This is a genomic window from Clostridium sardiniense, assembly GCF_050584765.1.
In the GTDB taxonomy this organism is placed as follows: domain Bacteria; phylum Bacillota; class Clostridia; order Clostridiales; family Clostridiaceae; genus Clostridium; species Clostridium sardiniense_A.
Window position 1 is genome coordinate 1 of sequence record NZ_JBNOOR010000001.1, and the last position, 22,480, is coordinate 22,480.

Annotated in this window: 20 protein-coding genes; 17 read left to right on the top strand and 3 right to left on the bottom strand. The window is 29.4% G+C overall.

Annotation, left to right across the window (positions count from 1 at the left end; genetic code table 11):
* Window positions 1-286 precede the first annotated feature (286 nt).
* From ACQPUW_RS00005 to ACQPUW_RS00040, 8 genes are all read left to right on the top strand, one after another.
* Window positions 287-1,294 carry a polysaccharide deacetylase family protein gene (locus tag ACQPUW_RS00005; protein WP_430835468.1) on the top strand — a complete coding sequence of 336 codons (1,008 nt, stop codon included), beginning with the start codon at window positions 287-289 and terminating at the stop codon, window positions 1,292-1,294.
* Between the two features lie 104 nt (window positions 1,295-1,398).
* Window positions 1,399-2,082 (top strand): response regulator transcription factor, encoded by a 684-nt coding sequence (locus ACQPUW_RS00010; protein WP_430835469.1) that lies wholly within the window; start codon window positions 1,399-1,401, stop codon window positions 2,080-2,082.
* Window positions 2,083-2,085: 3 nt separating this feature from the next.
* Complete coding sequence (locus ACQPUW_RS00015) at window positions 2,086-3,483, top strand: ATP-binding protein (RefSeq protein ID WP_430835470.1); 1,398 nt, start codon at window positions 2,086-2,088, stop codon at window positions 3,481-3,483.
* Window positions 3,484-3,485: 2 nt separating this feature from the next.
* Entirely contained in the window at window positions 3,486-4,973 is a 1,488-nt protein-coding gene (locus tag ACQPUW_RS00020; protein WP_430835471.1) for a hypothetical protein, read from the top strand.
* 1 nt (window position 4,974) lies between these two features.
* Window positions 4,975-6,357 (top strand): TldD/PmbA family protein, encoded by a 1,383-nt coding sequence (locus tag ACQPUW_RS00025; protein WP_430835472.1) that lies wholly within the window; start codon window positions 4,975-4,977, stop codon window positions 6,355-6,357.
* 15 nt (window positions 6,358-6,372) lie between these two features.
* The gene (locus tag ACQPUW_RS00030; protein ID WP_430835473.1) at window positions 6,373-7,716 is read left to right on the top strand and encodes a TldD/PmbA family protein; all 1,344 of its coding nucleotides are present in this window, start codon (window positions 6,373-6,375) and stop codon (window positions 7,714-7,716) included.
* Between the two features lie 132 nt (window positions 7,717-7,848).
* Window positions 7,849-8,451 (top strand): DedA family protein, encoded by a 603-nt coding sequence (locus tag ACQPUW_RS00035; RefSeq protein ID WP_430835474.1) that lies wholly within the window; start codon window positions 7,849-7,851, stop codon window positions 8,449-8,451.
* A 97-nt stretch (window positions 8,452-8,548) separates the two neighbouring features.
* Window positions 8,549-9,136, top strand: coding sequence for a DedA family protein (locus tag ACQPUW_RS00040; protein WP_430835475.1), 588 nt, complete (start codon window positions 8,549-8,551; stop codon window positions 9,134-9,136).
* 22 nt (window positions 9,137-9,158) lie between these two features.
* Here the strand turns inward: ACQPUW_RS00040 and ACQPUW_RS00045 are convergent, their stop codons facing one another.
* Window positions 9,159-11,048, bottom strand: a complete 1,890-nt coding sequence (locus ACQPUW_RS00045; RefSeq protein ID WP_430835476.1) for an LTA synthase family protein — start codon at window positions 11,046-11,048, stop codon at window positions 9,159-9,161.
* A 137-nt stretch (window positions 11,049-11,185) separates the two neighbouring features.
* On the opposite strand from ACQPUW_RS00045, the gene yedF reads away from it, so the two are divergent.
* The 3 genes from yedF to ACQPUW_RS00060 all read left to right on the top strand — a co-directional run bounded on the left by yedF (window position 11,186) and on the right by ACQPUW_RS00060 (window position 13,797).
* Window positions 11,186-11,755: a sulfurtransferase-like selenium metabolism protein YedF gene (gene yedF / locus ACQPUW_RS00050; protein WP_430835477.1), complete on the top strand. Its 570-nt coding sequence runs from the start codon at window positions 11,186-11,188 to the stop codon at window positions 11,753-11,755.
* Between the two features lie 171 nt (window positions 11,756-11,926).
* Entirely contained in the window at window positions 11,927-12,832 is a 906-nt protein-coding gene (locus tag ACQPUW_RS00055; protein ID WP_430835478.1) for a diacylglycerol/lipid kinase family protein, read from the top strand.
* Window positions 12,833-12,837: 5 nt separating this feature from the next.
* Window positions 12,838-13,797, top strand: coding sequence for an NAD(P)/FAD-dependent oxidoreductase (locus ACQPUW_RS00060; RefSeq protein ID WP_430835479.1), 960 nt, complete (start codon window positions 12,838-12,840; stop codon window positions 13,795-13,797).
* Here the strand turns inward: ACQPUW_RS00060 and ACQPUW_RS00065 are convergent.
* Together ACQPUW_RS00065 and ACQPUW_RS00070 are read right to left on the bottom strand one after the other, a co-directional pair.
* The gene (locus ACQPUW_RS00065; RefSeq protein ID WP_430835480.1) at window positions 13,768-14,343 is read right to left on the bottom strand and encodes a GDSL-type esterase/lipase family protein; all 576 of its coding nucleotides are present in this window, start codon (window positions 14,341-14,343) and stop codon (window positions 13,768-13,770) included. The genes ACQPUW_RS00060 and ACQPUW_RS00065 overlap by 30 nt on opposite strands.
* Before the next feature lie 16 nt (window positions 14,344-14,359).
* Window positions 14,360-14,995, bottom strand: coding sequence for a RusA family crossover junction endodeoxyribonuclease (locus tag ACQPUW_RS00070; protein ID WP_430835481.1), 636 nt, complete (start codon window positions 14,993-14,995; stop codon window positions 14,360-14,362).
* Between the two features lie 199 nt (window positions 14,996-15,194).
* Here ACQPUW_RS00070 and tsaD point away from each other — a divergent pair, with 199 nt between their 5' ends.
* From tsaD to ACQPUW_RS00100, 6 genes are all read left to right on the top strand, one after another.
* A complete protein-coding gene (gene tsaD, locus ACQPUW_RS00075) occupies window positions 15,195-16,205 on the top strand; it encodes a tRNA (adenosine(37)-N6)-threonylcarbamoyltransferase complex transferase subunit TsaD (RefSeq protein ID WP_430835482.1) in 1,011 nt (336 codons plus the stop codon).
* A 19-nt stretch (window positions 16,206-16,224) separates the two neighbouring features.
* Complete coding sequence (locus ACQPUW_RS00080; protein WP_430835483.1) at window positions 16,225-17,247, top strand: alpha/beta hydrolase; 1,023 nt, start codon at window positions 16,225-16,227, stop codon at window positions 17,245-17,247.
* Window positions 17,248-17,427: 180 nt separating this feature from the next.
* The gene (locus ACQPUW_RS00085; protein ID WP_430835484.1) at window positions 17,428-18,639 is read left to right on the top strand and encodes a S1C family serine protease; all 1,212 of its coding nucleotides are present in this window, start codon (window positions 17,428-17,430) and stop codon (window positions 18,637-18,639) included.
* Window positions 18,640-18,765: 126 nt separating this feature from the next.
* Window positions 18,766-21,495, top strand: a complete 2,730-nt coding sequence (locus ACQPUW_RS00090) for a sigma 54-interacting transcriptional regulator (RefSeq protein WP_430835485.1) — start codon at window positions 18,766-18,768, stop codon at window positions 21,493-21,495.
* 250 nt (window positions 21,496-21,745) lie between these two features.
* Entirely contained in the window at window positions 21,746-22,057 is a 312-nt protein-coding gene (locus tag ACQPUW_RS00095; RefSeq protein ID WP_204595459.1) for a PTS sugar transporter subunit IIB, read from the top strand.
* A gap of 59 nt (window positions 22,058-22,116) precedes the next feature.
* Window positions 22,117-22,413, top strand: coding sequence for a PTS lactose/cellobiose transporter subunit IIA (locus ACQPUW_RS00100; RefSeq protein ID WP_430835486.1), 297 nt, complete (start codon window positions 22,117-22,119; stop codon window positions 22,411-22,413).
* The last annotated feature ends 67 nt before the right edge of the window (window positions 22,414-22,480 follow it).

Sequence of the window (22,480 nt, forward strand, 5' to 3'; positions counted from 1 at the left end):
GCGATAGCTCAATGGTGGAGCATTCGGCTGTTAACCGACAGGTTGGAGGTTCGAGTCCTCTTCGCGGAGCCATTTTTATTATAAGCTAATGATAGCTTATTTTTTTTTGCCTAAAAATAAAAATTATTGTCTCTATATGGTACAGTAATGCAATAATTTTGTATTATAAAGAGTAAATAAAATTTCTAATGTATTACAAATTTGTAATAGATATTAATGTTTTTGTAATAGCAAATTTTTATATAAGTATTATAATTAAAGTATGAGATAATAAGGGGGGCATCCTGTGAGGAGACAGAGTACATATAATAAACATAATTTAGAAAGAATGAAGAAGAAGAGGATTATTGAAATGAAAAAAAGAAAAAAGCAAAGTATGTTATTATTGGGACTAGCATTAGTATTAGCTGTTGGAGGTATTGGAATTTATTCAGCTTTTTCATCAAGCAGTAAAAGTGAACAAGCTTTAGCAGATGGAAAAGATAGTGATAATAAAGAAAGCAAAGATGATAAAAGTGAATCTGAGGAAACTAAAAAAGATGATTTAGATAATTCAGGATATTTAACATTAGAAGAAGATCCCAATGCAGATGATGCAATTGTTGTTGCAGAACGTACTTCAGGACTTCTTAAGGGCCAATTACATTATCCTGTAAGAGATGATGGAAAAAAAGTTGTGTATTTAACATTTGACGATGGCCCTTCAAGTACTAATACACCTGAAGTTTTAAATATATTAGATAAATATAATGTTAAAGGAACATTTTTTGTAATGGGTAAGAGTATTGAAGCTAAACCAGAAGTAACAAATGATATTTTAAAGAGAATAGCTTCAGATGGACATGCAATTGCAAATCATAGTTATAGTCATGATTATAGTTATTTATATCCGAATAGAGTTATAAATTCAGATAGATTCATGGAAGAATATAATAAAACAAATAAATTATTACAAGGTGTACTAGGAAAAGATTTTTCAACTAGAGTAGTTAGATTCCCAGGTGGTTATTGGTCATGGAATGGAAGAGAAGAAGCTAGACCAGTTTTAGATAAGAATGGAGTAAATATAGTTGATTGGAATGCATTAAATGGAGATGCTGAAAATGGCGGAAAAAATACTCCAGAACAGTTAGTTCAAAATACTAAAAAGAGTGTAGAAGCTTTAGGACCAAATGCTGACAGTGTGGTATTTTTAATGCATGACACTTATGGAAAAGAGAATACAGTTAAAGCATTACCAGAAATAATTGAATACTTTAAAGATAAGGGATATGAATTTAGAACAATGAAATAATATTTATTAATATTAAGAAATGTAAATATAGATTATAATAGTATTAAAAGAAGCTTGATAATGTTAAGCTTCTTTTTTAAAATCAATAAAAGAGGTGTTAGAAATTGGCTAAGATATTATTGGTAGAAGATGAAATTAGTATACGAGGATTTTTAAAAATAAATTTAGCAAGAAACGATTTTGAAATAATAGAAGCAAGCAATGGAGAAGATGGAATTAAGAAGGCTATTGCTGAAAAGCCAGATGTTGCTATATTGGATGTTATGTTACCTGGAATAGATGGATTTCAAGTTTGTAATAGATTAAGAAGTGAATACCCTGATATGGGAATAATAATGCTTACAGCAAAAGGGCAAGATATGGATAAGATAATGGGACTTGAATATGGTGCTGATGATTATATAGTTAAACCATTTAACCCGTTAGAAGTAATTCTTAGGATTAAGGCTATATTAAGAAGATTAGAAAAGACTGCAGAGGTAAAATCAAATGAGATAGTTAATGGCCCATTTGTAATAAATCTTTATTCACAAAAGATAACTAAAGATGGAGAGGAAATAGAACTAACTCCTAAGGAATATTTAATTATGAAAACATTTATTGAAAATCCTAACAAAGCATTTTCAAGGGATGAGCTTTTAAATAGTGTATGGGGATACAATTATTTTGGAGATCCTAAGATAATAGATGTAAATATAAGAAGATTAAGAGCAAAGATAGAGGAAGATGCTTCAAATCCAAAATTTATAGAGACTGTGTGGGGCATAGGGTACAGATGGAAAGGGTAATATATGAAAAGCATAAAGAGTAGAATTATAAGAAACTTTATAATAGTAATTCTTTCAACAATAATGATACTAGATATGTTGCTAATAGTTTTTGTTAGGCAGTATTATTATGATAATACTGAAACTATTCTTACAAATCAGATTGATTTAGCAATTAATTTTTATGATAGATATTATTCAACATCATCATTGTTACTGAATATTTATGATAATGTTGATGCGTTTTGGAATCAAACAACAGCACAAGTTCAAATATTTGATGATAATGGAAAACTTTTAATGGATTCTATAGGAGTTAATGATAAGTCTCTGGAAGGCAATAATGAAATTAAGAAAGCATTAAAAGGAGAAAGTAGCAGATGGGTCGGATATGTAGGCTATACAAAATATAAAGTAATGGCCGTAACTAAACCTTTAGAAGTAAATGGTAAGATAATAGGTGCGATAAGATTTGTTACGTCATTAAAAGATATAGATGACTCTATAGCTTCAATAGTAAGCTTTTTCATAATTATATCAGTTTTAGTTTTAATTATAGGTGTAGTTCTTAGCTTTATTATGGCAAAAAATATAGTTGATCCTATATTGAAACTTAAAGATACAGCACAGAAGATGGCAAGTGGGGATCTAAATCAAAGAAGTAATTTCGTATCAAAAGATGAAATAGGGCAACTTGCAGATACTTTAGATTTTATGGCTGAAGAACTTACAGAAAAAGATCAGATGAAGAACGATTTTATATCATCAGTATCACATGAATTAAGAACGCCTTTGACTGCAATTAAGGGTTGGGTAATAACACTTAATAATGATAATACAGATAGAGAAACATTAAGTCTTGGATTTGATATACTTGAAAAAGAAACAGATAGATTATCAGTAATGGTTGAAGAACTACTTGATTTCTCAAGGCTTATAAACAATAAGATTAGTCTTAATAAACAGCCTATAGCTATAAAAGATTTTGCAAGTTATATAGAAGTATACATGGCACCAAGGGCAGAGAGAGAGAATATAAATTTCTATGTTTATAATAATGCAGAGGATATGGAAATGAATATAGATTTAAATAGGATGAAGCAAGTGCTTATAAATGTAATAGATAATGCATTTAAATTTACTCAAGAGCAAGGTAGAGTTAAAGTAGAATTCATAGATTTAGGAAGTAATTTAATAATTAAGGTTAAAGATGATGGATGTGGAATAGCCGCAGATGAACTCGAGAGAGTAAAAGAAAAATTCTATAAAGGTAGCAATGCAAATTCTAATGCTGGTATCGGGCTTTCAATAGCAGATGAAATAATTAAATTGCATGGTGGATCTTTAATAGTAAGAAGTGAGCTAAGTATTGGCACAGAAATCGAAATAATTATTCCTAAAGATGAAGGAGCTGAAATTTAAGAATGAAGAATAAGATAATATTATCTATAATTATGATAATTACCTTGTTTTCTTTGAGTGGTTGCAGTAGCATTGATGCTAATCAAATGGTGGAGATCAAATCACCTAGAAATAATGAGTTGTCAATAAAAGGAAAATGGGCGGTTGAAGACTATAAAGTTTTAGATAAAAATATATATGATGGTGGCAAAGTTGAAGATTTGAAAAATCAAGTTATTGATGTCGGAACTAGAAATATTAATATTGATAATAAGACATATAACAATGTTGATTATAAATTAAAAATTGTTAAAAGTGATTATTATATTTCATATGAGGCAGGTTTTACAATTGAAGATCTAGGAATAAAAAATAAAGATGTTGATTTAATAACAGCAAATGATAAAAATAATATTATTTTTGATTTTTTCCATATAGATAATAATAAGAGTTATATATATTATCAAGGTGTATTTTTAACAGTTAAAAGAGTTGGGGATGTTACTAAAGATACATTTATAAATTCAAATGAAAAATTATCAAATCAAAATGAAACCACAGATAAGAGCAAACAAGATGTTGGATTATATTTAGCACTTAAAGAGCCAAGAAGATTAAAAGAAGATGGCACATACACTGATGAAACTTATAAAACATTATGGATAAGTTTCAAGGACAATAAAGTTCAACCCATAGAAGAAGCTAATGGAGTAATATTTCCTAGAATGACAGGGATATGGACACTTGATAAGAAAACATTAAACAAAAACGGTAAGCATCAAGAATATTTTGTAGCAAACACTATAGATAGAAAAAGTAAAGAGAATCCAGTAGTAATAAAAAGTGATAAGGATATATATAGAAGCATTAACTTTATAAGTAATAACTATGTATCAACTGAAGTATATGAGGGAAATGATTTTAAGAATAATTTTCCTCAATATGAGATTTTACCAGTAGATAATTTATCTGTTGAAAAGGGATTTGTTATACAAGATATATATTCGAAAGATATAAATGCAAGATATAAAAAAGATTATGAGAATGCATATTCAGGGCTTACTACAAAGGAAAAAGAATCATCTAAAAAATACATTGATTACAGTAATTTCACTATGAAGAGGGAGAATGGTAAGTGGATATTACAAGGGAAAATATCACCACTAAGTGGTAATGGTGAATCTCATAATTATAAATTATCAATAAAACCAAATGAGAATTTGCTTAAATATGATACTTTAGTAGTTCCATGGAGAGTGCTAAAGAATGAAGTCCCATTTATGAAAGATGCATATACATCTCCAGATGGAAATATAGCTGTTATAATAATAGATGGTGAGTTATTAGTTTATGAAATAAAAGATAATAAACTATCACAAGAGCCAGTAGAAAGGTTTGATCTTAACAAAGGTGATCAGGTTATAATGGCAGAATGGTGTGCAAGTGATTATGTAGATTATTGGGAGAATTCGTTTAAGGAATTCCAAAAGGAAAAGAATAAGGAGGGATAATATGTTATCAAAAGAAGTTATAGGTAAGGTCTTATCTAAATGTATGATTACAGGAGGAGACTTTGCAGAAATTTATGAAGAAGATACAATAAATAATTCTTTGGGAATTTTAGATAATAAAGTAGAGAGTGCTATAGGTGGAAGAAGCTATGGTGTAGGTATAAGAATATTTAAGGGGCTTAAAAGCGTTTATGCATATACTAATGATAATTCATTAAGTAGCCTTCTAGATACAGCTTATAAGGCTGCTGTGGCACTTGGAGATTTAAAAGATGAGAAAGAGATATTTGTTAATGACTCCATAATAGTTCCTAATAAACATATAATAAAATATTATCCAGGGGATATCATGTATGCAAAAAAAATTGGAGTAATGAAAATGGCATATAATAGTGCAAAGGAATATAGCACAGATATTACAAAAGTTAGTGTTAGTTATTCAGATAAGGATCAAAGAGTATTAATAGCTAATACAGATGGTCTTTGTGTTGAAGATAGACGAGTTAGAACAAGACTTGGAATAAGCGCTGTAGCATCAAAAAATGGAGAGAATCAGACAGGATTCGAAGGACCAGGACGTTCAATGGGATTTGAGATGTTTAATGAGATAGATCCAATATGGCATGGAGAAGAAGCCGCAAGAAGTGCAGTTACAATGCTTCATGCAAAAGAATGCCCAGCTGGAAAAATGGCAGTTGCAATTGATAATGGGTTTGGAGGAGTGCTTTTCCATGAAGCTTGTGGACACTCATTAGAAGCCACTTCAGTTGCGAAGGGAAATTCTGAATTTGCAGGAAAGATGGGACAGCAAATAGCATCTTCAAAAGTTACTGCAATAGATGATGGAACTATAAAAAATGCATGGGGTTCAATCAATATAGATGATGAAGGAATGGAATCTCAAAGAAATGTATTAATAGAAAATGGTATATTAAAAGGTTACATGATAGATAAGTTAAATGGTAGAAGAATGGGAATGAAGCCAACTGGTAGTGCAAGAAGACAAAATTACAAATATGCACCAACTTCAAGAATGACAAATACTTATATAGCTGCAGGTGAAGATAAGCCAGAGGATATAATAAAATCAATTAATGATGGATTATATGCAAAGAAGCTTGGAGGAGGATCAGTAAATCCTGTAACAGGAGAATTTAACTTCTCAGTAGCAGAAGGATACCTTGTAAAGAATGGAGTAATTACTGAGCCTGTAAGAGGGGCTAGCCTTATAGGAAAAGGTAGCGAAGTATTAATGAATATAGATATGGTTGGAACTAACATTGAACAGGCACAAGGAATGTGTGGTTCATCATCAGGGAGCATAGCAGTTAATGTAGGTCAGCCAATGATTAGATTAAAAGAAATAACTGTAGGTGGAAGATAGGAGGTGTTTTTAGATATGGAATTTAAAGATTTTAAAGAAAAACTTTTTGAAGAAGCAAGAAAAGAAGGGCTTACAGAATTTGAAATATATTTTTCAAATAAGGAAAGTTTAAGTATAAGTATATATAAAGAAGAGGTTGAAAAGTATAATTTAAATAAATCTTTTGGAATATCTTTTAGAGCAAAGGTAGATGAAAAGATGGGCTATTCTTATACTGAAATTATAGATGAAGATGCAATAAAAATGCTTGTAGCAAATGCAAAAGCATCTGCATTATCAATAGAAAATGATGATATGCAATTTATATATGAAGGTGATAAACAATATAGTGAAATTAACAGCTACTATAAAGAATTAGAAAATATTGATGCTAAAAAACTTATAGATTTAGCAATAGATATGGAGAAGGAATGTAAGAATTGTTCAGATAAAGTGGTTAATTTTGCAGGATGTGGTATAAGTTATGTGAATGTAAAATATGGGCTTATGAATTCAAAAGGATTAGAACTTACTGATAAATCAAACCTTTTAACAGCTTATGTTGCGCCGGTTATAGAGATAGATAGTAGAAAGTATGATGGATTTGGATACGATACGGCTAAATCAATAGAAGAAATAGATCCAAAGAAGATAGCGAAGCAAGGTATTGATGAAGCTATGGAGAAAGTAGGAGCTAAATCAATAAAATCAAGTAAATATAAGACTGTAATTAAGAATGAAGCTATGGTATCATTACTTCAAGCATTTTGGTCAGTATTTGATGCAGATTCAGCACAAAAGGGAATATCATTATTAAGAGATAAAGAGGGAGAAATAATAGCCTCTGATAAAATCACATTAGTAGATAATCCTTTAATGGAAGATGGATTAGCATCTGTTGGATTTGATGATGAAGGAGTTGCAACATTTAAGAAGTCCATTATTGAAAATGGAAAGCTTATAACATTACTTCATAATCTAAAGACAGCTAATAAAGCAGGTATAGAATCAACAGGAAATGGATTTAAGGGTTCATATGCATCACCAGTAAGTGTAGGACCTACAAACTTCTATTTAGAAAATGGAGAAAAAGATTTTAAAGAGCTTTTAGCTGAGGTGAAGAATGGAGTTATAATTATTGAATTTTCAGGACTTCATGCAGGAGCTAACTCAATAACAGGAGAATTCTCATTAGCAGCTAAAGGATTTATGATAGAGGATGGAAAGCAAACATTCCCTATAGAGCAGATAACTGTTTCAGGAAACTTCTTTAAACTTTTAAAGGATGTTGAGGAAGTTTGTTCAGATATAAAATTCCCAATGAGTAGTTTTGGTTCTCCATCGGTGTTAATTAAAGAATTATCAATAGCAGGAGAATAAAAATTATAATTTTAAGTAAGAGAATGGTAATAAATTTTACCATTCTCTTAATTTTTTTAATTATTAATAAATTTATAATATCTAAGTGCTATAATACAAAGCAGAATTAAATATAAGGAGATAGGCTTTTATATGGATTTTATGAATCATGTAATTACTATTGCAACACATATTACAGAAAATTTCGGATATTTAGGAATATTTATAGCTACAATGCTTGAATATGCATGTATACCATTGCCAAGCGAAATTGTATTGCCTGCTGTTGGGCTTAGCATTGCAAATGGAAGATATAGTTTTACATTAGTATTAATATGCACAATATGTGCAGCTATTGTGGGGGCATTAATAAGTTATGCAGTAGGATATTTTGGTGGAGAAATTGTAATAAGGTGGCTTAAAAGAAGAATACCAAGTAGTAGAAAAGGAATAGATATGATAGAACATTTATTTTCTAATTATGGAAAATCTGCAGTGTTTTTCACAAGAGTAGTGCCTTTTACTCGGACATATGTATCATTACTTGCAGGGGCGGAGCGACTTAATAAACCTATATTTATTGTATTTTCGGCAATAGGAATAGGAATTTGGAACTTTGTATTATTACTTATAGGTTTCTATATAGGTAACAATATGGAACTTATAGGAAGTATATTTAGAAAATACTCAACTATATGTATACTAATAGTAATAGTTGGTATAGTTATATTTATATATAGAAAAAGAAAAAAATAAATATAGTTAAATTTTTTCACATTCTCACATTATTTAGCGTGTATTAATAAATTTCTAATAATTAGGTGATACAATGCTAAATAATGGAGGGTGTAGAATGAATGTTATAAATATAGCAACTCAATTAACACAAACATTTGGATATTTAGGAATTTGTCTTGTATGTATGATTCCATTTCCTAGTGAAGTAGTATTGCCATTTATAGGACTTGGTATTTCAAATGGGAATTTTAATTTTTTCTTGGCATTACTATGTACAATATTAACTGAAATAGTAGTATCAATAGTTAATTATATAATTGGATATTATGGGGGAAATGATGCCTTAGCGAAGATAGAGAATAAAATTCCAAATAGTAAAAACGGAGTGGAGAAGATTGGCAAGATATTGCGTAAATATAGAGAATTTGCAATTATAATAGCCAGAATAGTACCTTTTCTACGTACATACATATCACTATTAGCTGGAGTAGAGAAGTTAAATAAATATATATTTACAATACTTTCAGCAATAGGAATTACTATAGTAAATATATTTTTATTAGCGCTTGGATACTATATAGGCAATAATAAATCTTTAATTGGAAGTATACTAAAAAAATATTCTATAGTTACAATTATGATAATAGTAATTACTATAGTTGTATTTATAGTATATGACAAAATGAAAAAGAGCAAGAAATAAAAATTCTTGCTCTTTTATTATTTTAATTTTCATTCATATTAAAGTAATCTGAACGTATCATCTTATCCGACATATCAAGAGATCCTTCTATAAGACTTTTATCTTTATCTGAAAGATTATCTAAATCTCCAACAAGCTTACCATTTGTAAGTACTGCGTAGTTTCTATTTGTATTAAATAGATTTCTTCCAAGGGCAGTATCTTGATATTCTTTTGCAGGAATTCCAAGTCCGTATAATAGAGTTGGCATTATATCAATTTGGCCACCTATAGTATCAAATGTTTTTCCAAGTGGTTTACTCTTATCATATATTATAAGAGGTACTGTTGGTTGTCCATGGTCTGAATACCAATCCTTCTTGTTACTTAAGTTAGCAAATTTATCTTTGTAGTTCTTGTCTATATTATCAATTCTATATTGATAATACTTATGAACACCAGTGTGATCTCCTTCTATTGCAACAACTGTATTATCAAGTATTCCAGCTTTATCAAGAAGATCTAAGAAGTATCCTATTTGAGTATCTGTGTAATGAATACTTTCTATATATCCGCCAAGTTCACCAAGTTCAGGATCTAAGTTAAACTTAGTAAGGTTTTCAGGTAAATCAAATGGCCCATGGCTTGTAAGTGTTACAGTAAATGCATAGAATGGTTGTTTTAAATCTTTAAGCATTGGAACAACTTGTTTAAAGTATGTTCTATCGCTTAATCCCATTCCAATTATTTCGTCTGGGTTAAATGAATGAAAATCTACAAATTTATCAAAACCTATTCCAGTCAATCCACTTCTGTAATTCCAGAATGATCCTTTATCTGGATGTATAGCAATTGAATTATAACCATTATGATCAAGTATTAGCGGAAGAGAGTTATAAGCTCTAGTTGGATATCTAAAGAATGTTGACCCTCTTCTAAGTGGAAACATTGATGTGTTAACCATTAAGTCTGAATCAGAGCTTGTACCTTCGTTGACTTGTTCATAGATATTTGGGAAGTAAGCACCTTTACTAATTAAATTATCTAAAACAGGAGTAACTTTCTTACCATTTATTTCTTGTCCTAAAATAAAGCTCTCTAAAGATTCAACTTGGATTACTATAAGGTTTTTACCTTTATACATTCCATAGTAATCATTGTTTGGTAGATTTTCATTTTTAAACTTATAATAGTCATTAATCTGACTTTCATCCTCAGCTGTCATTTTATATGGCTTTGAATCTTTATATACATTTATAGCATCTATTATATGATATCCAATTGGTGAAAAGTATTGTACTGTGTTTGTTGGATCATAATTTTCAAATAGATATGCATTCTTTACATGCTTATTACCAAGTACATAGATGTTAAATGGTACATAAGCGATAAATATTATAGGAAGTATTAATGTACATAAAAAAGATTTTATAGCTCTTTTTTTAACCTTTATGTATGACTTTCTTGTAAAGAATACATAGATTCCCATTATTATGAAATCTATTACAAATAAAAAATCATATGGACTGAACATTGAAAGTATACTTCCAGACATATTATCTAAGTTAGCAGTCTGAGTAAGTATAAGTAATGATGGTACTGTTAAGAAACCTCTAAAATATGTAATATCAGTTATAATTAATGCTGTTAGTATAGCATCAATTACAAAAAGATATATAACTCTTCCTTTACCTTTAAATAATAAGGCAAAACTTAAAAATATTAATGCAAAAGCATAATAATAATCTAAGAAATATCTAGCATTATTAAATCCTTCAATAAGATTTAAATTATGAGGGTCTTTACTAGATACAAAACATTGAAAAAGTATACCCTTAAATACAATACTAAATAGCGGTATTAAGAATAGTATAAGTCTAAAAAGAGTATCCTTATTAAACTCAAATTTAAAGTTTTTAAAAAACTTCTCCATATGGTCACCCCTTAAAATATAGTCAACTTAAATTATATTATATGGACTATATTTAATCAATAAAGTGAGGAGAGAAGAAAGTAAAATAATGATATAATATTATTAGCAACAAATGAAAGGAAAGGAAATGTGTTTTTATGAAGATTATTGATTGTACTGGACTTACGTGTCCGAAACCTGTAATAGAGACTAAGAAGTACTTTGAGAGTATAGAAGGTGGGGAAGCTGTAATTATAGTGGATAATGAGATTGCAAATACTAATATTACAAGATTTGCAGAAAATTCAGGATTCACAGTTAATAGCGTTGAAGAAGAGGGATTATTTAAGCTTGCTATTATAAAGGAATCAGAGAGTAATAGCTGTAATGGAAAGGATACATTCTCAATAATAATAACAACTGATAAACTGGGGGAAGGATCTGAGGAACTTGGAAAAGTTTTAATGAAAAGCTATATGTATGCTCTAAGTGAAGCGACGGAAATACCAGAAGAGATAGTATTTTTAAACAGTGGTGTAAAACTTGTAACTGAAGGAAGTGAGGTGTTTGACAGTATAAAAGATCTAGAAGATAAAGGAACTAAGATTATAAGTTGTGGTACATGCTTAGATTTTTATGGTCTAAAAGATAAGTTATTAACAGGAGAAATATCTAATATGTATGCAATTGTTGAAATAATGAATAGTAAGAGAGTAATTAAAATATAAAATAAGAATATTATATATGTAATTTACAATATGCAATAAGTTATATCAAGATGGTTTAGGCTAAGGTATGACTCCTTGCATATTGAAAAATATATTGTGAATAATAATATAGAATTGTAAACTTTCTATGTGATATAATTTAAAATATTAATTATATAAATTGGAGAGATTATGAAACATATTTTTATTATTAATCCCGTAGCAGGAAAAGGCAAGGGATTAGACTTTGAGAGAAAGATACATAATATTTTTAAAGAGCTAAATTACCCTTATGAAATTATAGTTACTAAAAAAAGTGGACATGCTATAGAAGAAGTTAAAAAGATAACATCAAAAGAAAAATGCATAGTATATTCAATAGGTGGAGATGGAACCTTAAATGAAGTTTTAAATGGAATTATTAATTCAGATAGTTCACTTGCTGTAATACCAGCTGGATCAGGAAATGATTTTGCTAGAACTTTGTATGGAGATATAAAGTCTGATAATTTATTAGAGGACTTAATACATGGAGAAGAAAGGACTATAGACGTTGCAAAGCTAAATGATAAATATTATCTTAATATATCATCTATAGGATTTGACGCAAGTGTAGTTAATAACGCAAGGCATTATAAAAAATATAAATTTATAAGTGGACCAATGGCATATGCAATAGCGGTAGTAAAGACTCTTTTTACATTTAAACCTATGGAATTAACCTTTAAAATAGATGAGGAAGAAACGAAAGGCAATATGTATTTAATAGCAGTTGCAAATGGTAAATGCTATGGTGGTGGTATAAAAATTGCACCAAAGGCGAAACTAGATGATGGACTACTTGATATATATGCTATAAAAAAACCGAGGTTACATAGACTTATAAGATTTTTACCAATGGTAGTATCAGGAAAAGATACAAGCCATGTAGAGGAGATAAAGTATATAAAGTGTAATAAAATTCAAGTTATAGCAAAGGAGGAAACCATCATAAATCTGGATGGAGAAATTTTATTTTCAAAAGACTTAACCTTTGAAGTTATACCAAATGCATTAAAGGTTAGAGTTCCTAAGAAAGATATAATAAAGGAAGTGTAAAAGCCATGAAAAAATATGATTTAGTAGTTATAGGTGGAGGAATATCAGGAATGACAGCAACTCTTGCTGCTCTGCAAAATGGAATAAAAAACATACTTTTAATAGAAAGAGAAGATGAATTCGGAGGCATACTAAATCAATGTATTCATAATGGCTTTGGTAAATCGTATATAGAGGATGAAGTTACAGGGCCAGAATTTATAGAATTTATTAGGATTAAGCTTAATAAATATGAGTTTGATAGAAAGAAAAAAACAAGCGTTTTAAATGTATCAAATGAAAAGGTAGTAACTTATGTTAATGAAAAAGATGGAGTACGTGATGTAAAAGCTAAAGCTATTATTTTAGCAACAGGATGTAGAGAAAGGTATACAGGTAACGTATTAACTCCTACAAATAAATTCACAGGAATATTCACAATAGGAAATGCACATAGATTTATAAATTTAGAAGGTGTACTACCTGGAAAGAATCCAGTAATAATTGCAAATAATAAATGGGCATTAATTCTTGCTAGAAGGTTAGAAATTGAAGGCGGAAAAGTTGCAGCTCTTATAATAAATGAAGAAAGTGGCTTTAAGCTTACTGAGAAGAATAGAGATATACTTGAAGGCTTTGATATAAATATTTTAGAAGATACAAAGCTTTTAGATATTGATGGAAATAAAAGAATTAATAAAGTTAAGGTTCTTGATAAAAAAACAGAAGAGATTAAAGAAATTACATGTGATTCATTGTTTTTATCAGTTGGATATTATCCAGAGCTTGGAGTGGTTAAGGAACTTAACCTTAAAATTAATGAGGATACCAATACTCCTGTTGTAGATAATTACGAAACTTCAGAACCCGGTGTATTTGCTTGTGGAAATATTATATATGGCAAAGAATGTATAGAGATGGAAGATATAAATGGATATGATGCTGGATTAGTAGCATCAAATTATATCCATAAAATATCTGAATAAAAGTTCATTTCCTAATGAATTTAAATGAATACCATCTAAAAATATCTTTTCATTTATGTTGGTTTTAGTTAAAGTATAAAAATCAACATATTTGAATGGATATTTTTTTTGTAGTTTAATAATTTCTTCTCGAAGTATTGGTAGTGAATTACTACAATGAGTATAGTAATTTGAAGGCATAAATAAGTCTTCCGCTAAACTCTTAATAATAATAGGGGGAATACCAACTATAACTGAAGCGTTAATATCAAGACTATCTTTTATCATAAGTTCTAAATTACCAATAATATAATCAATATTTCTTCCACTTAATAAATCATTAGTACCACCCATTATAAAAATTTTTTTAGGGGATTTAGTAGTTACATCTCTGTAAAATCGAGTGAGCATTGATGAAGTTGTATCTCCATTTACTCCTTTATTTAATATAGTAAGGTTATTAAACCTTTGCTGAATCTTATAAACCCAAGAGTCTTTTTTAGAGACTCCAAAGCCAAATGTAAGGCTATCTCCAAATAGAATCATATCTACATTACTAGAATTCATAAAAACACCTCTTAATTTAAAATAATTTATTAAAGCATTTCTTGCATATTAGTGTTTTTCCTTTATTAGCTTTAATTGAGTCTTTAGGAGAAATCTTTTTATTACATATTTCACATACATATACTGAGACATCTTTTTTGACTTCTTTAGATTTTATTTCTTTATGGCTTAATTTTTTTGAGATAGAAGATTTCTTTATAGGGCTATAATTTCTCTCTTCTAATTTCGTATCTCTTTCTTTTATTGAAAATGAAAGCTCAAATTGACTAAGAGGAAATAATTCAAGTTCAAAACGAGGATCTTCCTTGTCATAATATTCTTCAACTATTATTTTTACTATTTGAGCATCATTTATAATAAGACCACTCTTTTCTATTCCATCAAAAATACTTTTTGAAATATTTATTGTATCTGGATGACGTTTTTCACTTTTATAATAAACTTTAAGTATAGCAATTAAGCTTTCGGTAAATACAGTGCTTGGGTTCTGAACTCTTGCAATATAGGCTATCTCTTGCTCATAAAGAGCATATCTATCATGATATTTACCTGTATTATAAGGAAGAATGGCTCTTCCATCTTTATTATGAAGTTTAAAGTTTGATTTTGTTATAGGAGATCCTTTAACAACGACTTTTGCATACTGTGACATAAAATAACTCCTTTTAGACATTAATTTTCCAAATTTTGAAACATAAAGTTAATGATAATATATGCTTTAAAATATATAATTTAAATATACATTATTAAAAAATACTTAACAAGTGCGGGTTTCATTGATAATAAATTGGTAATGAAGTATAATTACAAATAGTAAATTTATGCGATTATATAAAGAAGAGGGAATTAAAATGGATAAAAAAATAATTTTAGCAATTGAATCAAGCTGCGATGAAACATCAGCTGCTGTTGTTGTAGATGGTAGAAAAGTTTTATCTAATGTAATAGCTTCACAAATAGATACACATAAAAAATTTGGTGGTGTTGTACCAGAAGTGGCGTCAAGAATGCATACTGAAGTTGTTAATGGCGTTGTACAAGAAGCTTTAAAGGAAGCTAACGTAACTTTAGATGATATAGATGCAATAGGTGTTACCTATGGACCAGGTCTTGTAGGGGCATTACTTGTAGGATTACAATATGCTAAAGGTTTAGCTATGGCAACTAAGAAACCATTAATTGGAGTTAATCATATAGAAGGACATATATCAGCAAATTACATACAGCATGAAGATTTAAAACCACCTTTTGTTTCACTTGTAGTATCAGGTGGACACACATTTATTGTTTACGTAAAAGATTATGGAAAGTATGAAGTAATAGGAGAAACTAGAGATGATGCAGCTGGAGAAGCATATGATAAAGTTGCAAGAGCATTAGGTCTTGGATATCCAGGAGGGCCTAAAATAGATAAGTTAGCTAAAGAAGGAAATAAAGATGCTATAGCATTTCCGAGAGCTAAATTCCATGATGATACACTAGATTTCTCATTTAGCGGATTAAAATCAGCAGTTCTTAACTATTTAAATAAAGCTAAAATGCAAAATACAGAAATAAATAGAGCTGATGTTGCAGCATCATTCCAAAACGCTGTAGTTAGAGTTTTAAAAGATAATGTTTTTGCAACATGTGACAAAAAGAATTTAGACAAAATTGCAATAGCAGGTGGAGTTGCGTCAAATTCAGCATTAAGAGAGGCACTAATTTCAGAAGGAAATGAAAAAGGAATTAAGGTATTATTCCCAGAGCCAATTTTATGTACTGATAATGCAGCTATGATAGGAAGTGCTGCATATTTTAGATTTATAAAAGGTGAAGAATCAACGTTAGATTTGAACGCTAAACCTAATTTAAAACTGTAGTATAAACAGGGGGATAGATATGAAGTTATTACCTAATTCTAATAGTCTACATACAGTTGATATGAAGGAAAAAATTTCAAAAATCACATTATTTAAAAGAATAATTATAATAGCGTTAATTGTAATAGTTAGTGGGCTTGTAATCCAATGGGGATATGGCTTTTATGTAGGCGAAAAGTTTGGAGCTAGAATGAAATATACTAGAGTCAACGATAAGAAAATGGAGTATAATGTTTCAGGCAGTGGAGATCTTACAATAATTTTTGATGGTTCTACAGGAGCAAATGCCTATGAGTGGAAGACTGTAGCAGATGAAGTTGAAAAAGAACTTGGTGTCAAAACATTTGTATATAATAGACGAGGATATGGATTTAATGACTCAGGAAGTAGAATTACTCCTAAGGAGCAAGCAGAAGACTTAAAGATATTATTAAGAAAAGCAGCAGCTGGTGGACCGTATATACTAGTTGGTGAGGGATATGGAAGTTTAGTTATGACAAACTTTGCAAGCATGTATCCTGAGACGGTAAAAGGAGTAGTACTAATAAATCCATATGATGAAAATCAAATTAAAGAACAGAAAAATGGTATTAAAGGTACACTTGATTTAGTTAGAAAGAAGATAGAAGATGTAGGATCGAATTTCTCTTTAACACTACTATTAGATAAACTTGGACTAGCTAGTGAAAATAAAGATTTTGAAAATAATCTTACTGGTTTTGCAGGAGAAGAATTTTCTTATAAAAAAAATCAAAGTGGCTATAGAGATGCTGTTTATAACGAAACAAAAAATATATATGATAGATCAAGTGATAGCCAGAAAGATGGAATGTTTAAGGATATACCATATTATATACTAAGCAATGAAGATGATAATCCACTTAAAAGACTTGGAAGTCCGGACTTAACATTCCAATATAAGAGTGCCTATGATGGATCAGTTTATTCAATGATGGATTCAAAGAATGTAGAAAATGCAATTAAAAAAGTTGTTGAGTCAGCTAGAAGAATTGAAAAAAAGAATTCACAAAATAACGATTAATATAAAGGCTAAATACAAGACTATATGGTTATACTAATACTGAATAGGAGAGATTCTACTCAGTATTTTTTTTGAAAAATTTGAGTATTAATCAAAAATTTTTTTTTATGCCATATAGTTGACACAAAAATTTTTTATACTTAGAGTAAGAAGAATTTAAGACAAATTAGGAGGTACTTAATGAATAATGATGATAACTTAAATAAAGATTTAAATGACAGAATTGATGATAACACTAATGGCAGTGTTAATGACGATATGAACAATAATTATGATTATAATAATAGTAATTATGTAAATGAAAGTCCAGAACCTAAGAAGAAAAAGAAAGGTTCTAGAACATTTGTAGTAGGCGCAATAATTGTCGTTGTAGCATTACTTGCTGGAATTTGTGGTAGTGGAGTAACATATTTCTTAATGAAGAACGATAATAAGGTAACTACTCAAAGTCAAGATGGAAATGCACCAGATTTTAAGGATTCATCAGCCATGACAACTCAACAAGCATTTAATAAAGTAGCTCCAGCGGTAGTAATAGTTTCAACTAAAGGCTTAATGCAAAACGGAATTATACCACAAGAGGTTGAGGGTATAGGATCAGGATTCATAATAAATGAAGAAGGCGATATATTAACTAACTACCATGTTGTTAAAGGAGCGCAAGAAGTTACAGTAACTTTAAGTACTGGTGAAGAGGTTAAGGCAAAGGTAGTTAATTATGACGAGACACAAGATATTGCAATGATTAAGATGCAAGGTAAATTTAAAGTTCCAGCAGTTGCAGAGCTTGGAGATTCATCTAAGCTTAAACCAGGTGAAGAAGTTATAGCAATAGGAACTCCTTTATCAAAAGACTTTGCTCAAACAGTTACAAAAGGTGTTGTAAGTGCAGTTGGAAGAACAGTAAATACTGAAACTGGTAAACAAGTTAATTTAATTCAAACAGATACAGCTATAAACCCAGGTAATAGTGGAGGACCTTTAGTTAATTCAGAAGGTCAAGTAGTTGGAATAAACACTTTAAAATTAGCTGGAGGAGCTGAAGGAATAGGATTTGCAATTCCAATAAATGAAGTTAAAGCAAAATTAGATGTTTTATCAAAGCCTATATTAACTTTAGGAGTTAAAGTTAGAGAAATAGATAAGAAATTATCAAAACAATATGATATTCCAGAAGGAATATATGTAGTTGAAGTAACTCCATTTTCACCAGCAGAAAAAGCAGGAATTAAACAAGGTGACGTTATCACAGAGTTTGATGGAAAGAAAGTAAAAACTCTTGAAGAGTTAAATGCTATTAAAAGCACTAAGAAGGCTGGAGATAAGGTAAGTACTAAGATTATAAGAGATGGAAAAACAAAAACAGTTGATATAACATTAGAAGCTCAATAGAAAATGTGAATGGATACACACTAATTTTAAGAAAAATATAAATTAGTGTGTATTATTTTTTTGTGTGTATAAAAAGGTTTACCTATATAGTATAATTGATTATAGTATTGAGAAAGGGAGGATTTTATGAGTAAGATTAATGAGGTCTATCAATCATTATTAGACCTTCAAGCACAAGAAAATAGAGGTATAACGGCACAAGAACTAAGCGAATATACAAGTTCAAATAGAGCAAATGTATCAAGATATTTAAATAAATTGTATTCTGATGGAAAAGTTACTAAAGAAGAAGGAAGACCAGTAAGATATGCAGCAATTAACGTAATAAAAGAAAAGGAAATTGTTCAAGAGAGAAAATCTTTAAAAGTAAATTCAGGTGATAATAGTTTAGATATGATGGTTGGTGCAAATCAAAGTCTACAAGTACCTATTCAGCAGGCAAAGGCTGCAATGATGTATCCACCTAGAGGATTACATACTTTAATTCTTGGAGAAACAGGTGTAGGTAAATCAATGTTTTCAGAACTTATGTATCAGTTTGCAAAGGAAGATAATTTGTTAGATAAAGATGCACCATTTATAAGGTTTAATTGTGCAGATTATGCAGATAATCCTCAACTTGTAATTGCTCAAATTTTTGGTGTGAAAAAGGGAGCGTATACAGGCGCTGACAAAGATAAAGAGGGATTGCTTAAAAAGGCAAATGGAGGAATAATATTTCTAGATGAAATTCATAGATTATCTCCTCAAGGACAAGAAATGTTATTTACATATATAGATAAAGGATATTTTAGACCACTTGGTGATACTGACAACCCAATATATTCAGATGCGCAAATTATTGCAGCAACAACAGAGGATCCAAAATCATATTTATTAAAGACATTTACTAGAAGAATTCCGATGTCAATAACACTTCCATCTCTTAAGGAGAGAAGTGCAGGTGAAAGATATCATTTACTAGAACAATTCATAAAAGCAGAATCACATAGATTAGGCGATAGTATATATTTTAATAAGAATGCCCTTATTTCATTTTTATTATATGATTGTCCAAACAATATAGGACAATTAAAGAGTGATATACAACTTGCATGTGCAAAAGCTTTTTTAAATTATAAAGCAAATAATAAAGATTTTATAATAGTAGAGCAGGGAGATTTACATCCAAGAGTAAATAAAGGCCTTATGAAGCTTCAAGATCGTAGAAAAGAAATTGATGAGTTATTAGGAAGCGCTTCAGATGTTTTAAGATTTTCATATAATGATGATAATATAATAAATCTTATGGATGAGGAAGAAGAAAATATTAAAGGCGATTATTTCTACGATATTATAGAAAATAAATTAGATTACCTAAAGAAAAAAGGTATGGAAGAAGAAGAAATAAATGAAATAATAAATATAGACATAGAAAGTTATTTTGAAAAATATATAAGAGATCTTCCAGAAGAGGTAAGAAAAGAAGAGATAACCAAGATTGTTAGCGAAGATATTGCTAATATGGTAGAAGAAATATTAAATATGGCTTCAGAGAAGTTAAATACTCATTACGATGAAAAAGTGTATTTTGGATTAGCATTACATCTTCAAGGAAGTTTAGAGAGAATAAAGCAAGGAAATAAGATATATCATCCTAAATTAAATTTTGTTAGAGCTCAATATGCTGATGAATTCATGGTTGCAATGGAAGCTGCTAAAAAGATTGATGATAAATTTAATATACAAGTACCACTTGATGAGATAGGATATCTTACAATGTTCTTAGCAGCAAAGCCTTATGAGTTTGATGAGAAAAAAGAAGGTAAGGTTGGAGTAATTGTAATAATGCATGGGCACTCAACTGCATCCAGTATGGTTGAAGTTGCAAATAAATTAATTGGAGAGACTCATGTAAATGCACTTGATATGCCTTTAAGTATGAAGGCTGAAAAGATGTATGAGCTCGCAAAAGAAAAAGTAAAAGAGATAGATGAAGGAAAAGGTGTTATTTTATTAGTTGATATGGGCTCTTTAACTAATTTTGGTGAGATGATTAAAGATGAGACTAACATAGATGTGAAAACAATAGATATGATAAGTACTCTTGCAGTTATTGAAGCTGGACGAAAAGCCCTAAATGGAAGAAAAATAGATGAGATATGCAAAGCTTGTTTAGAAATCAGTAGATTTGGAGTAAAACGAGAAAAAAATATAAAGATTGAGAAAGAAAAAGTAATAGTTACAACATGCTTTACTGGAGAAGGATCGGCTGAAAAATTAAGGCAATTAATAGTTAATGGAATTAATAATCCAAATATAAAAGTTAAACCACTAAACATATTAGATAGAGATGACTTTATTAGAAATGTGGATAACCTAAAGAAAAATAGCAATATTTTAGCAATAGTTGGTACTGTTAATTTAAATGTAGAAGGAATACCATTTATATCAGCACCAGATATTCTAGCAGGAGATGGGTTATCAGTACTAGAGAGTTTTATAAGCCAAGAAGAAGATTTTCAAAAGATAGCAAATTCAATAGATGCTCAATTAGAAGAAGTAAATGGAGAATATCTTGTTAAAATAGTAAGAGAAGCTATTCAAGAAGTACAAGAGAATCTAAATATTAAAATATCACATGAAGTAACTGTTGGTATGGTAATTCATATATGCTTCTTAATTGAAAAAATAATTGAGGGTGGAAAGAGAAAGAAATTCGATAATTTAAATGAGTTTAGAAATAAGCATAATAGAGAATTTATACTTATAAGACAAAGTATTAGAAAGCTTGAAGTTAATTATAATATAAAGATAAATGAAGATGATTTAGCATTCATAGTCAGAATGTTTTTAGAAAATATAGTCTCTGTGTAGAGTGTAATAAGTGTGTAAAATTTAAAGTTTATAGTGTGTAATTTAAATTGCACACTATAAACTTTTTTTATTAAGGTGAAAGCCAGTAAATAAGCCATAATTATAAAAAAAAATAAAAAATTTTTTTTGAGAATATTTTGGCATACAGTTTGCTATATATAAATAGTGTAAAGGAACACAAACAAAAAAGTAAAATAAATAAAATAAAAATATAAAAATATAAAGTTTAAATCTTAAGGAGGAATTTATTATGAAAAAAATATTATTATGTTGTTCAGCAGGGATGTCAACAAGTCTATTAGTAACAAAGATGCAAGCAGCTGCAAAGGAACAAGGGATTGAATGTTTAATAAACGCTTATTCAGAAGCAGATGTTAAGAATCACGAAGATGAAATGGAAGTATTATTATTAGGACCACAAGTTAGATTCTTATTAAATAAAATGAAATCAAAGTATGAACCAATGGGAATTCCTGTTGATGTAATAAATACAGTAGATTATGGAACAATGAATGGCGCAAAAGTTTTAGCACATGCATTAAAATTAATCGATGAAAAATAAGATTCAGTAGATCGTAACTGTGTCAAAATTTTGGCAATATGAAGGGGAGTTAGGGACACATGGAAGAAATAATTTTAAACTTAATAATGCATAGTGGAGAAGCTAGAAGCTATGCAATGGAAGCTATGGAGCTTGCAAAGAGTGGAGATATTGAAGGTGCTAGAGGATTAATTGAGAAATCAAATGAAGAGTTAGGGCTTGCTCATCATTCACAAACTAGCTTAATACAAGGTGAAGCTGGCGGACAAAAAGCAGAATTCTCATTATTATTAATGCATGCTCAAGATCATTTAATGACAACTATGACATTAAAAGATTTAGCAAATCAAATAATTGACATACATGCAAGACTATAATCTATAGCATTTTAAACATGAACTCTAATGGTAAGCATTAGAGTTCATTAATTATATGTTGAGGAGA